Raw genomic sequence first — 13,321 nt, 5'->3', positions numbered from 1 at the left:
CAACAACGCGAAGTGGCTGAACGCCCGGATGACCGGGATGGCCTGCGCGACGCCGATACCGGAGAGCGAGCCGACCAGCTCCCCCCGATCGATCTCCGATCGGCGCACCCGGAACGATTCCAGCCGGGCACGCTCGACCAGATCGAATATCTCGTCACCGTTCTGCTCGCGCACCGTGTCGCCGAGGATCGCCCCGAGTAACCGGATGTCTTCGCGCATCGGCTCGGTCGCCTCCCGACCCAGCCGGGTGCGGTGCACCGCGCCGATCGGTTCGAGCCCGATCTCGGAAACCTCAACCATGCGTCTCAGTATCATGGCGCAGCGGCGTCGCCGCTCGGCGTGCGGCCGGGGTCACCGCGCGCGAAGCTGGGCGGTCAGCGGTATTTGATGAGCAGTTCCATGCCGACGATGGACACCAACCAGATTCCGGTGACGAACAGCGTCAACCTGTCGAGGTTTTTTTCGACCACCGTCGACCCGGACAGACTCGACTGCACGCCACCGCCGAACAGGGTCGACAAACCACCGCCCTTCGCGCGGTGCAGCAGCACCAGCAGCACCACGAGCACACTGGTGACCACCAAGATGATCTGCAGGGTCAACTCCATGGCCGACAGCGTACCGACTCACCTGTCACGGCTTGGCACCGAGATCGACCATCAGCGCGGCGATACTTCGTTGGGCGCCGATCACGACGAGCTCGGGTCACACGGTGACGCGCAATACGACACGCGGCTTACGGCGGCCTCGCGCGGCAAGCCGCTCGATGAAGGTCACCACAATAAACTCCAGGCCGTATTTGCGCCGGATGACGCCGGCCAGGCGTGCGACGGTGGCCGGGTCGGTGATCACCTCCGCGGTGCCCTCGACCGGGTCGGCGCCGTCGTCGGGTTTGCCGAAGCGACTGCACGGCACCAACCTCACCCGCGGATTGTTGCCGGCCCGCCGGACCTTCCAGCTGTCGGCCGGTGTCCAGAAAAACAAGCCGTCGCCGTCGCGACCGATCCACATCGGCGTCGCGACCGCATCACCGTTCTTCTTGAAAGTGGTGAGCGAGACGAATTTTCGCCCCGCCAGCGTTGTCGGTTCGGCGGTCACGGCTACGGCAGGGGTCCGCCGGCGGCGATGGCGGACAGCGTCGCGAATTGTTCGCCATCCAGCGATGCCCCGCCGACCAGGGCGCCGTCGATGTCGGATTGCGCGATGATCTCGCCGATGTTCTTGGCGTTCACCGATCCGCCGTAGAGTACCCGGACGTTCTCGGCGGCTTCGGCTGAGCCCAGCGACTTCAACTCGTCGCGGATGGCCGCGCACACCTCCTGGGCGTCAGCGGCGCCGGCCACGCGTCCGGTGCCGATCGCCCAGACCGGCTCGTAGGCGATGACGACGGTGTTGATTTGATCCGCCGAAAGCCCGTCGAGCGACCCGCGCAGCTGTTCGACGTTGTGCGAGACGTGGTCGCCGGCCTCCCGGACCTCTAGGTGCTCGCCGATGCACACAATGGGCGTCAGCCCGTATTTGAGTGCGGCTGCCGCTTTCGCGGCCACCAGCGCGTCGTCCTCGTCGTGGTGGGTGCGCCGCTCGGAGTGACCGACCACCACGTAGCTGCACCCCAGTTTGGCCAGGAACGCCCCGCTGATGTCACCGGTGTAGGCACCTGAGTCGTGTTGCGAGAGGTCCTGCCCGCCGTAGGTCAACCGCAGCTTGTCGCCGTCGACCAGCGTTTGCACGCTGCGCAGGTCGGTGAACGGCGGGATGACCGTGACGTCGACTTTGTCGAAGTACTTGTCCGGCAGGGAGAACGCGATCTTCTGCACCAAGGCGATCGCTTCGAAGTGGTTGAGGTTCATCTTCCAGTTGCCGGCTATCAGCGGCTTGCGGCTCACGCGTCTCCTTCGCTCAGGTTCTGGTCACCACCACGCAAGACCTCCAGGCCCGGCAGCGTCTTGCCCTCCAAGAATTCCAGCGATGCGCCGCCGCCGGTGGAGATGTGCGAGAAACCGTCGTCGGGCAGTTTCAGCGCACGTACTGCGGCCGCCGAGTCACCGCCGCCGACCACGCTGAACGCCCCTTTCTTGGTCGCGGCGGCGATCGCTTCGGCCACACCTCTGGTGCCGGCCGCGAAGGCCGGGAACTCGAACACACCCATCGGACCGTTCCAGAAGATGGTCTTCGCATTGGACAGCAATTTGGTGAATCGCGTCACCGAGCCGGGTCCGATGTCCAGGCCCAGTTTGTCATCCGGGATGGCATTTGCGTCAACGGTCTGCGCCGGTGAATCGGCGGCGAACTCGTGGGCCACCACAATGTCGACGGGCAGCCTGAGCACGTCACCGTAGGTGTGCAGCAGCTTGCGGCAGGTGTCGATCATCTCCTCCTGCAGCAGCGACTGTCCGACCGAAAAGCCTTGGGCAGCAAGGAAGGTGAAGCACATGCCGCCGCCGATGACGATGCTGTCGGCCTTGGTGGCCAGCTGTTCGATGACGCCGAGTTTGTCCGACACCTTCGACCCACCGAGCACCACGGCATAGGGTCGTTCGGTCGAGCTGGTCAACTGCTCGAGCACCCGCACTTCGTCGGCGACCAGGGTGCCGGCGTAGTGCGGCAACAACGTGGCGATCTCGTAGACCGAGGCCTGCTTGCGATGCACGACGCCGAACCCGTCGGATACGAAAGCGCCGTCGTCTCCGACCAACTCGGCCAGCTTCTTTGCCAGCGCCAGCCGTTCGGAGTCGTTTTTGCTGGTCTCCCGCGGATCGAAACGGATGTTCTCCAACAGCAGGACGTCCCCGTCGGTCAACCCCTCGGCACGGGCCAGCACGTCGCCCCCGACAGGGGCACGATCGGTGCCTGCGGCCAACTGCACGTGCCGGCCCAACTGATCGCTCAGCGCCGCGGCGACCGGTGCCAGCGACAGCTCGGGATCCGGGCCGCCTGCCGGCCGGCCCAGATGAGCGGTCACCACCACCTTGGCGCCGGCGTCGGCCAGCGCCTTGAGCGTCGGCACCGACGCGGTGATGCGACCGGCGTCGGTGATCGTCCCTTGTTGACCATCGAAGTCGAGCGGCACGTTGAGGTCTGAGCGCACCAGCACGCCGCGACCCGCGACACCCTCGGCGAGAAGATCGGAGAGGACAGGAAGTGAAGGCTGCGCCACGGTTAGAGCGACTTGCCGACCAGCGCGACAAGGTCGACGAGTCGGTTGGAGTAGCCCCACTCGTTGTCGTACCAGGACACCACTTTCGCCTGGTTGTCGATCACCTTGGTCAACCCGGAGTCGAAGATGGAGCTGTGCGGGTCGGTCACGATGTCGCTGGACACGATCGGCGCGTCGTAGTACTTCAAGATGCCCTTGAGCTTGCCCTCCGCGGCGGCCTTGAACGCGGCGTTGACGTCTTCGACGCTGGCAGACCTCGACAGATCCGCGGTCAGGTCGGTGACCGAACCGGTGGGGATCGGCACCCGCAACGCATAGCCGTCCAGCTTGCCCTTGAGCTCAGGCAGCACCAGACCAATCGCCTTGGCGGCGCCGGTGGAGGTGGGCACGATGTTCAACGCCGCGGCGCGGGCGCGACGCAGGTCTTTGTGCGGCCCGTCCTGCAGGTTCTGGTCCTGGGTGTAGGCGTGGATCGTCGTCATCAGGCCCTTGACGATGCCGAACTCGTCGTGAAGCACCTTGGCCAGCGGCGCAAGACAGTTCGTGGTGCACGACGCGTTGGAGATGATGTTCTGGCTGCCGTCGTACTTGTCGTCGTTGACGCCGAGGACGATCGTGATGTCCGGATCGGTGGCCGGCGCGGAGATGATGACCTTCTTGGCGCCCGCGTCCAGGTGGCCTTTGGCCTTGGCGGCGTCGGTGAAGATGCCGGTGGATTCCACGACGACGTCGACGCCCATGTCGCCCCAGGGCAGCGCGGCCGGACCCTCCCGGACCTCGAGCGACTTCAGCTTGGTGGTGCCGATCACGATCGTGTCGTCGCCTTCGAGGCTTACATCCTCGGGCAGCCGGCCCAGGATCGAGTCGAATTTCAGCAGGTGCGCCAGCGTCGCATTGTCGGTGAGGTCGTTGACCGCGATGATCTCGATGTCGGTGCTGGTGCCCTGAGCTTTCTGGGCGGCCAGCGCCCGGAAAAAGTTGCGGCCGATTCGACCGAAGCCGTTAACGCCTACCCGGATCGTCACAAATTTCTCCTTCGTCGCCTAACTACTGGCGATCGCACACGCGGCGCAGCCGGACGCCGCGGTTCGCCTTCCCACCAGCCTAGTGCTGTGCGGATGGCCCCGCGACCTGCGGTCTCTCACACCGCTGACCTGGCCCGTTTGTGCAGCCGGCGGAGCGCGGATCGGGCGGCGTGATAGCCGCACAGCCCGTGTACGCCCGCACCCGGCGGCGTCGACTGCGAGCACAGGAAGACACCGGGAACTCCGGTGAAGTAGGGATCTACCGCCAGCCGCGGCCGGAACAGCACCTGTAGCCCGTCGTTTGCCCCGCCGATGATGTCACCGCCGACGTAGTTGGCGTTTTCCTCCTCCAGCTGGGCCGTCGTGGTGGTGGCGGTGGCGATGATGCGGTCGCGGAACCCGGGTGCGAACCGCTCGATCTGGTCCACCACGACCGCGGTGGCGTCGCCGGTGTAGCCGAAGGGCACGTGGGCGTAGGCGTAGATCGGGTTGACGTTGCCGGCCGAACGGGACGGGTCGGCAAGGTACTGCTGACCGAGCAGGACGAAGGGGCGCTGCGGCATCCGGCCTTGCGCGCGTTGGCGCTCGACGTCGGCAGTCTCGGCGAAAGTGCCGCTCAGGTGGACGGTGCCGGCGCGCCCGCAGTCCGGGTTGGTCCACGGAATGTGGCCTTCAATCGCGAAGTCGACCTTGAACGCCGAGGAGCCTTCCCGGTAGCGCTGGTAGGACCGCTTGATGCGGACGGGTAGCACGTCGCCGTAGAGCGACAGCGCCCCGGCCGGGCTCAGGTCGAGCAGCACGATGTCGGCGTCGGGGATGTCGGCGCGACTGATCACGTTGACGCCGGTGCTGATCGTTCCGCCCAGTTCGCGCAGCGCGGCGGCTGCGGCCGCGGTGATCGTCCCGGATCCGCCTTCGGCGACGGGCCACCCGAAGCGGTGTCCGCTGGCCAAAATCATCAGCCCGAGCGACGCCGTCAGGGGACGGTCCAGCCGGGTGTAAACGTGCGCGGCGGTGCCGCCGAACAGGGCTCGGGCCTGCTCAGTGCGGAACCACCGCGCCAGCACGGTGGCCGGCAGCACTGCGCGGGGCCCGAAGGCCGCGAGCCGGATCGGGTGGCGGGGAACGTTGAGTACCGGCCGCAGCAGATCGGCGGCCAATTCGTCGAAACCGCCCGCCAGGTCACCCAGCGCCCAGCGCCAACGCGGTCCGTCGGGGCCGAGCCCGGCGGCGGTCTGGGCGATCGACCGGTGCAGCAACCCGGCGGTGCCGTCATCGAGCGGGTGTGCGCAGTCGACCTCCGGCCACTGCCACCTGAGCCCGTGGCGTTCGAGGCCGATTTCCTTCCACAGTGCCGAGCCGACGGCCATCGGGTGAAACGCCGAGCAGTGGTCGTGGATGACGCCGGGCACGGTCAGCTCCCCTGACCGCGCACCTCCCCCGACCGTGTCGCCCGCCTCTAACACCTGTACTTCGACGCCGTGCCGGGCCAGCTCGATGGCGCCGGCCAGACCGTTGGGACCCGCGCCGACGACAACCGCGTTGGTCATGAGCGCCGCTCTTCCCCCGCAAGCGGGAGGTGCCCCCGCCCCATCGCTCGCGCGAGATGGTCGCCGGCGCGGATCACTGCGGCCGGTGCACGGCGTCGCGGTGGTGCCTTGTCGGGTGGACGGGAAACTCGTCGCCCGGCTCGGGCCAGGGCTGGCGGCTCAGCATGTCCTCGACTTTGACATAGCCTTCCTCGATCATCCCGCTCTTGGCGTCGAGGATGCGGTACCACTGCTTCTTCGTCTGGATGGGCTGGCCCTCCAGCACGACGACCCTGACGTCACCCTCGCCGAAGTGGCAGCGCCGCTGCAGCGCTTCCAGCAGCTGCTCGTTGTGCAGGTGGCCTTCGCCGAAGTTCCACCCGACCAGTGGTCCGGCGACGAATTCGCCCTCCCGGGCGCGGTAGTCGGCCTCGTTGGCCCCTAATGCGCGCGGCAGCAAGCCGTTCAGCGCCCGACCGTGCAGATGCATAGCACGAAACGCCGCGCCCTTGTCGGACATGAACTCGGCGGTCCCCTGATCGTAGAGCTTGGCCAGTTGCTTGATCGTTATCGCCGCACTTTTGACGACATTGGCATCGATCTTGTCCTCGGCTCCCGCGCGGAAGCACCAAATGCTGGTGGCCCAGTTCCCGGCGTAGTACCGCATCGATGGGAGAAATGAAATTTGTTGCGGGAACATGTTTCCCACGATCGGTACCACCGCGAGCGAAGCGACTAAGAGTGCCAGCAGCAGCGGTGATTGGAGATCGGTGACTCGGATTGTGGTGTAGTGGCCGAACAGGTAGAACACCGAGAAGATGACGAACACGTTCCACTCCAGCGGAACTCCCATCGGGAGGTTGGAGATGATGTTCAGGTGGAAGATCACCATGAAAGCAATGAGGAACCATCGCCAGGGATGACCGTCGGCGACGAACACCAGCACCGCCGGCACGATGAATTCAGCTGTGGTACCGCCGACGTGCGCCATCAGCGTTGGCAACACCGACGGACGCAAGTCGTTGACCGGGTCGAGGTAGAGCCTGCGCTTGAGCCAGTTGAACATCTTGGGCCGCAGTAGCGCATTGTTGCTCGTCATCACTGCCACGACATAAGGGAAGTGGTGGTTGAGCTTGGAGGTCGCCGCTCCCCACCACAGCGCGAGCACGACGATTTTGAAGCCCGCGATCTGGTCGGTAAACGGGAAGAAGAACAGGAACATTTTCAGCCAGTAGTGTTCGGAGCGGGCGGCGAGGAACACGGTTTTGTCCCGAAGTCCCAGGACTACCAGCGCGATGATGACCGGCACGACGACAACCGGGTCGATCAGACCGACATCCCCGGCGCCGGTGACCGGGCCGCCGTATCCGGGAGCGAATAGTGCCCACACGGCGGACATCAGCACAACCGCGTAGAGCGCGACGTCGACGATGTTGCGCGTATCGCCGCGGGTGAACGGCACCTTGCCGGGCCAGGGCGGCAGCCGGATCGTACCGGGGCGCAACCAGTACAGAAACCCGCCCACCGGCGGAATGAACCGCCCGGTCAACGGTCCTGAGCCGCAGCCCAGGCCCAGCACCTCGAACAACAGCGAGAAGACGACCGCTTTCTGGTACACGATCGGTTGGGTCCACCACTGCCCGATGTGCCCGAGCCCGCCGAGGCCGGGAGTCAGCGAAATCACGAACGCTGGTATGGCGACGTACAGCGCGATCTTGACCGAGTAGAGCAGGTACACCCCGTAAGGGGTTCCGAACCCGTGCTCGACCCAGTGGCGGGTGACGACTTGCATCCGGGTGGCACGAGGCAGGGTGGGCCAGGTGTCCAGGTCGACGTCCGGCAGTTCCGGTGTGGTGAATCCCATGGTGGTTTCGTCATCCCCTCCGCCGACGGGTCCGCGCGTATGGTGGCGACCTTAGCGCGCAGGTGTGACGTGGGTTACAAAGACCCGCTGGCCGCGGCGGCGGCGGCGTGCGCGGGCCGAAGCAGCCGCGCCCCGGTCCACCTTCGGCCTCGGTGCCGAATCAGTCGGCGCGCGAACCTGGTTCGGCTGTCGCCGCCACTTCATCGTCGTCGTCCCACAACAGCAGTTGACGGACCGCGGGACGAGGTCCATAGGGCCGGAGCATCGCGCTGGCCGGTCGCGTGCGCACCCGCAGCGGCCACCAAAACCATCGCCCGAGCAGCGCGGCGATGGACGGCGTCATGAACGAACGCACGATCAGTGTGTCGAAAAGCAGCCCGAGGCCGATGGTCGTACCCAACTGACCGAGAACCCGCAAATCGCTGAACACGAACGAGGACATGGTGAAAGCGAAGACCAGGCCCGCAGCGGTCACCACCGAGCCGGAGCCGGCCATCGCTCGGATGATGCCCGTGTTCAGTCCAGCGCCGATCTCCTCCTTAAACCGTGAGATCAGCAGCAGATTGTAGTCGGATCCCACCGCCAGAAGCAGGATGACGGCCAGCGCAAGTATCACCCAGTAGAGTTTGATGCCCAGGAGATCCTGCCAGACCAGCACCGAGAGCCCGAAAGAGGCGCCCAATGACAGCGCCACCGTGCCCACGATGACGATAGCGGCGACCAGACTTCGGGTAATGATCATCATGATGAGCAGAATCAGGCTGAGCGAGGCTATTCCGGCGATCATCAGGTCGTAATTGGCCATGCTCTGGATGTCTTTGTAAGTTGCCGCCGAGCCGCCGAGGTAAAAGTTGGCGCCCGACGAGGGAGTGTTCTTCACGGCCTCGCGCGCGGCGCGCATGATTGGGTCGATGTGCGAAATCCCCTCTGGGGTCTGCGGATCACCCTCATGGGTGATGATCATGCGAGCCGCCTTGCCGTCCGGCGAAAGGAACAATTTCAGGCCGCGCTTGAAATCGGGGTTCTCGAAAACTTCCGGAGGCAGATAGAAGAAATCGTCGTTCTTTGCAGCATCGAAGGCTTGTCCCAGGGCGGTCGCGTTCTCGATGGCATCCGCCGTCTGGCGGTTGGTCCCGAACGTGGTGGCGAAGTTGGACAGCGCCAAGTCGCGATTGACCTGCTGGCTGTCGATCTGCGGGGGAATCAGTGCCACCAATTGCGGCTGAAGCGCGTCCAGTTTATCGAGACTTGCTGTGAGGTCTTCGAACTTCTCGCTCAGCTGGTCGACACCATCGAGTGCGTCTTCGACGGACCTGAGTGCATAGCAGATCGGGATGTCATAGCAGTGCTTTTCAAAGTAGAAATAACTTCGGATCGGCCGAAAAAAGTCGTCGAAATTAGCGATTTTATCTCGTAGGTCATTGATGATGCCGAGCGTCTCGTGAAACTTTTCGGATTCATCGTGAGTAGCGGCGGCGAGCTGCTGCTGCAGGCCATACTGTTGCTGCAATATGTGAATCGTTTTATCAAGCTCGCCGGCCTGTTTCAGCAAGTCGCGTGCGCGGTCTTCCTGGTATTTCAGGTTTTCGATCTGGCTGGCGCTTTGGGCGCTGATCTGAAATGGTATCGAGCTGTGGTCGATCGGTGTTCCCAGCGGCCTTGTTATTCCTTGCACCATCGCGATACCGGGAATGTGAGCCACGCTCTTGGCCACCTTGTCCAAGATGAGCATGTCCGTGGGATTACGCATATCATGGTCCGTCTCGATCATCAGCAGTTCGGGCTCCAGCCGGGCCCGGGAAAAGTGCCGATCCGCGGCCGCGTAACCGACGTTGGCCGGGGCACTGGCAGGCAAGTACGGGCTGACGTCGAAACTGGTCTTGTATCCGGGCAGGGCTAGCAGGCCGATGAAAGCGATTGCGAAGGCCACCACGAGAACGGGTCCGGGCCAGCGCACGATGGCCGTGCCGATCCGCCGCCAACCACGAGTTTTCGCCTTGAACCTCGGGTCGAACAGACCGATGGAACTAGCCAGGGTAAGCACCGCCGGGGCGAGGGTGAGCGCGGCCACCAGCGCAATAAGGATGCCTAGTGCGGCCGGGAGGCCCAGGGTTTGGAAATACGGCGTCCGCGTAAAGGTCAGACAGAACACCGCGCTGGCGACGGTCAGACCCGAGCCTAAGACGACGTGGGCCGTTCCGCTGTACATGCTGTAAAAGGCGGCTTCCCGATCCTCCCCAGTATGTCGCGCCTCGTGATAACGGCCGACGAAGAATATCGCATAATCCGTTCCGGCGGCGATGACCAGTAAGGTGAGGATATTTGTCGCATACGTCGAAAGCCCTATTACGCCGTGGTATCCAAGGAAGGCGACGAATCCCCGCGCCGCAGCCAACTCGATAAGGACAGTGACCAGCACCAGGATCATGGTGAGGACGGAACGGTAGACGAAAAGCAACATGATCGCGATTACCAGGACAGTTAGTGCGGTCACCTTGTTGGTGCCTTTGCTGCCCACGTCGAACTGGTCCGTGACGAGCGGCGCCGGGCCCGTCACGTAGGCTTTGACGCCGGGCGGCGGCTGCGTACCGCCCACGATGTCTCGGACCGCCTCGACGGACTGGTTCGCTAATGCCCCGCCTTGGTCACCGTTGAGAAACACCTGGACGTATGCAGCCTTGCCGTCGGAGCTCTGCGAGCCCGCGGCTGTCAGCGTATCGCCCCAAAAGTCCTGAACGTACTGGACATGTTTCTTGTCCTGCTCGACCTTGTGGATCAAGGTGTCGTAAAAACGATGCGCGCTTTCGGCGAGGGGCTTATCGCCTTCCAGGAGGATCATGGCTGAACTGTCGGTATCAAACTCGTGGAACTTCTGGCCGATGTACTTAATAGCCTTCAACGAGGGCGCATCGGGGGAGCTCAGCGCCACGTTTTGTACTTCTGCCACCTTCTCCAATTGCGGCACGGAAATATTTGTTATGGCAGCCAGCGCAAACCAGACAAGCAGTATGGGTACCGAAAGCCGGCGGATGGTCTGCGGCACAGATGGCCGCCGGACGTGACGGTCGCTCATCCGGACTTATCCAGGCAATAGGTATAGGCGTTCACTTCGTTGAAGGACCTTTCGTCTTTCACCACACCATTGACGATGATGCGGCAGCCTATGGAGTCACCGTCACCCTGAGCCACCACGTTGCCGACAATCGCGGGGTCTGTCGAGGTGATCGTGTAAGACCACGGCAAGGTCGCGTTGTCGACTCGCTGCGGCTGAGCATTGACGTCCAGATAGTTGATAGTTGCCACCGTGCCGGGGGCGCCGAAGACCTCGAGAACCACCTGTTTCGGGTTGAAAGGAACGATCTGACCGTTGTTGGCACCGGCAGGCGAAGTGTTGTTATGCGAGCCGAAACTGCCGTGCAGTCGATAAACAGCGAAACCCGCGGCTGCGATCACTACCACGAAGACGACGACCATCCAGTAATGCCTGACCAAACGCGTAGGTGAAATGCTTTTCACCCGACAGCCTTTCGATTACCGGCGACACATTCGCTGCGTCCTTCCCACAAGCCGAGCGGAGAAAGACTGTTGTTACAGTACGGTACGGGACCGGACACTAACAAGGCGTGCCGTGCCCACCTCGGACTCCCGTGGTGACCACGGCGCTGACGCTGCGGCGCGGTCGGCAGTCTGGGTCACAGCGACCACCATAGAGCCTGTGCGGCAATGACCGGTGTCGTACCTTTTGGATTACTGAAATCAGCCCGGTTTCAACAACAAGCGAAGAGGGATCTGGATGTCTGACGAGAAATGGGGACAAGCCAGATTGTTCGATGCCTTGACGACCAAGGGCACCGCCTTCACTGAGGATGAGCGCCACAGGTTCGGCCTGCTGGGCCTGCTGCCCACTGCGGTGAAGACGCTTGCTGAGCAAACCGAGCACTGTTGGCACGAATTCGTCACTCGTCGGGACGATCTCGACAAGCACATCTATCTGCGTGCGTTGCAGGACCGCAATGAAACGCTGTTCTACCGAGTGTTACGCGACCACATCTTGGAAACCATGCCGATCGTGTACACCCCCACGGTCGGTGAAGCCTGCCAGCGGTTCAGCGAGATCTACCGGCGCCCGCGTGGACTGTTCATGTCCTATCCGGATCGCGACCACCTACCCGAGGTGCTGCGCAACCGCCCGCACCGCGAGGTCGACGTGATCGTGGTGACCGACGGACAACGCATCCTCGGTCTGGGTGATCAGGGCATCGGCGGGATCGGTATCCCGATCGGCAAGCTTTCGCTTTACACCCTGATCGGCGGAATCGATCCTGCCCGCACCCTTCCCATCGTGCTCGACGTCGGCACCGACAACGTCGAACTTCTTGATGACCCGCAGTACCTGGGCTGGCGCCATCGGCGAATCACCGATCACGACTATTACGCGTTCATCGACGAATTCGTCAGTGCGGTGCGCGAGCAGCTGCCCAGCGTGTTGCTGCAGTGGGAGGACTTCGCCACCGCTCATGCACTGCCGATCCTCGCGCGCTACCGTGACCGGTTACTCACCTTCAACGACGACATCCAGGGCACCGCCGCTGTCACCCTCGGGGCACTGCACGGCGCGGCAAAGGTGGCCGGGCGTCCGCTGTCACAGCAGCAGGTCGTGATGCTGGGCGCGGGCTCGGCCGGTATCGGCGTTCTGAACATGATCCGTCGCGAGATGGTGACCGAGGGCTTGTCCGAACAGGCTGCTGCCGATCGGATTTGGGTAGTCGACGTGTCGGGTTTGCTCACCGACAACCGCACGGACCTGTCGGAGGCCCAGCGGGAATTCGCTCAACCCGCCGAGCGGGTGACCGACTGGGGATTGTCCGGGCCGGCCCAGCTGGCCGACGTCGTGCACCACGTCGACGTCGGTGTGCTGCTCGGCCTGTCCACCGCCGCGGGCGCCTTCACCGAAGACATCGTGCGCGAGCTCGCGAGCAGGACCGAGCGGCCGATCATCTTTCCGCTGTCGAACCCGACAAGCCGTGCCGAGGCTCACCCGGCTGAGCTGGACCACTGGACCGACGGCCGTGCTCTCATCGCCACCGGCTCGCCGTTTGCTCCGCTGCGCCGCAATGGCGTCGAACGACCTGTCGCTCAGTGCAACAACGTCTACATTTTTCCCGCGATGGGCCTCGCCGCGATCGCCGCGCAGGCGACCCGGGTCACCGATGAGATGATGCGGGTCGCCGCGGCGACCTTGGGCGACGCCTCACCCGCCGTCACCAACCCCGACCAGCCGTTGCTGCCGGCGTGGTCAGAGCTGCCCGACGTCGCTGTGCGCATCGCCCGAGCCGTTGCCGTTCAAGCCGTCGCGGAAGGTGTCGCCCCGAAACGCAGCGACGAGAAGCTCACCGAGCGCATCGCGCAGGTGCGCTGGGCGCCTGACTACCCCGTCGGCCCGTCGTAGCCGTCAGGCGTCCTCGAGAAGGTCCGGTGTGACCGCCGATTCGGTGTCCGGGATACCGTCCACTTTCGCCTTCCGGTCAGCCATCGACAGCAGCCGCCGAATACGTCCTGCCACAGCATCTTTCGTCATCGGCGGGTCAGCGAGCCGGCCCAGCTCCTCGAGCGAGGCCTGACGATGCTCGACCCGCAGCTTGCCGGCCGCGGCCAGATGGTGAGGCACGGTGTCGCCGAGGATCTCCAGCGCACGCTCCACCCGGGCGGCCGCGGCCACCGCGGCGCGGGCCGAGCGCCGCAGATT

At 64.2% G+C, this 13,321-nt stretch carries 12 protein-coding genes; 1 reads left to right on the top strand and 11 read right to left on the bottom strand.

Features of this window, described 5'->3' with window-relative positions:
* The 10 genes from WA317_RS01790 to WA317_RS01745 form a co-directional block, all read right to left on the bottom strand.
* The coding region (locus WA317_RS01790; RefSeq protein WP_425171404.1) for a phosphoenolpyruvate carboxylase at positions 1-300 on the bottom strand (300 nt) is incomplete at its 3' end.
* A 74-nt stretch (positions 301-374) separates the two neighbouring features.
* Positions 375-608 (bottom strand): preprotein translocase subunit SecG, encoded by a 234-nt coding sequence (gene secG / locus WA317_RS01785; protein WP_425171403.1) that lies wholly within the window; start codon positions 606-608, stop codon positions 375-377.
* A 97-nt stretch (positions 609-705) separates the two neighbouring features.
* Positions 706-1,098, bottom strand: a complete 393-nt coding sequence (locus WA317_RS01780; RefSeq protein ID WP_425171402.1) for a PPOX class F420-dependent oxidoreductase — start codon at positions 1,096-1,098, stop codon at positions 706-708.
* Positions 1,099-1,100: 2 nt separating this feature from the next.
* A complete protein-coding gene (gene tpiA, locus WA317_RS01775) occupies positions 1,101-1,886 on the bottom strand; it encodes a triose-phosphate isomerase (RefSeq protein ID WP_425171401.1) in 786 nt (261 codons plus the stop codon).
* Entirely contained in the window at positions 1,883-3,157 is a 1,275-nt protein-coding gene (locus WA317_RS01770; protein ID WP_425171400.1) for a phosphoglycerate kinase, read from the bottom strand. Before WA317_RS01770 ends, tpiA begins: the two co-directional genes overlap by 4 nt.
* Before the next feature lie 2 nt (positions 3,158-3,159).
* Positions 3,160-4,182 carry a type I glyceraldehyde-3-phosphate dehydrogenase gene (gene gap, locus WA317_RS01765; RefSeq protein ID WP_425171399.1) on the bottom strand — a complete coding sequence of 341 codons (1,023 nt, stop codon included), beginning with the start codon at positions 4,180-4,182 and terminating at the stop codon, positions 3,160-3,162.
* A gap of 116 nt (positions 4,183-4,298) precedes the next feature.
* Complete coding sequence (locus tag WA317_RS01760) at positions 4,299-5,732, bottom strand: phytoene desaturase family protein (RefSeq protein ID WP_425171398.1); 1,434 nt, start codon at positions 5,730-5,732, stop codon at positions 4,299-4,301.
* A gap of 73 nt (positions 5,733-5,805) precedes the next feature.
* Complete coding sequence (locus WA317_RS01755) at positions 5,806-7,575, bottom strand: DUF3556 domain-containing protein (RefSeq protein ID WP_425171397.1); 1,770 nt, start codon at positions 7,573-7,575, stop codon at positions 5,806-5,808.
* Between the two features lie 160 nt (positions 7,576-7,735).
* Positions 7,736-10,648: an RND family transporter gene (locus WA317_RS01750; protein ID WP_425171396.1), complete on the bottom strand. Its 2,913-nt coding sequence runs from the start codon at positions 10,646-10,648 to the stop codon at positions 7,736-7,738.
* Positions 10,645-11,049: an MmpS family protein gene (locus WA317_RS01745; protein ID WP_425171395.1), complete on the bottom strand. Its 405-nt coding sequence runs from the start codon at positions 11,047-11,049 to the stop codon at positions 10,645-10,647. Before WA317_RS01745 ends, WA317_RS01750 begins: the two co-directional genes overlap by 4 nt.
* Positions 11,050-11,368: 319 nt before the next feature.
* Between WA317_RS01745 and WA317_RS01740 the strand changes: the two genes are divergently transcribed.
* Positions 11,369-13,024, top strand: a complete 1,656-nt coding sequence (locus WA317_RS01740; RefSeq protein WP_425171394.1) for an NAD-dependent malic enzyme — start codon at positions 11,369-11,371, stop codon at positions 13,022-13,024.
* Positions 13,025-13,027: 3 nt separating this feature from the next.
* On the opposite strand, the gene whiA is transcribed toward WA317_RS01740, so the two are convergent.
* The coding region (gene whiA, locus WA317_RS01735; protein WP_425171393.1) for a DNA-binding protein WhiA at positions 13,028-13,321 on the bottom strand (294 nt) is incomplete at its 5' end.

Source organism: Mycobacterium sp. (assembly GCF_049802695.1).
Classification (GTDB): domain Bacteria; phylum Actinomycetota; class Actinomycetes; order Mycobacteriales; family Mycobacteriaceae; genus Mycobacterium.
This window is presented reverse-complemented; position numbering and strand designations above follow the sequence as displayed.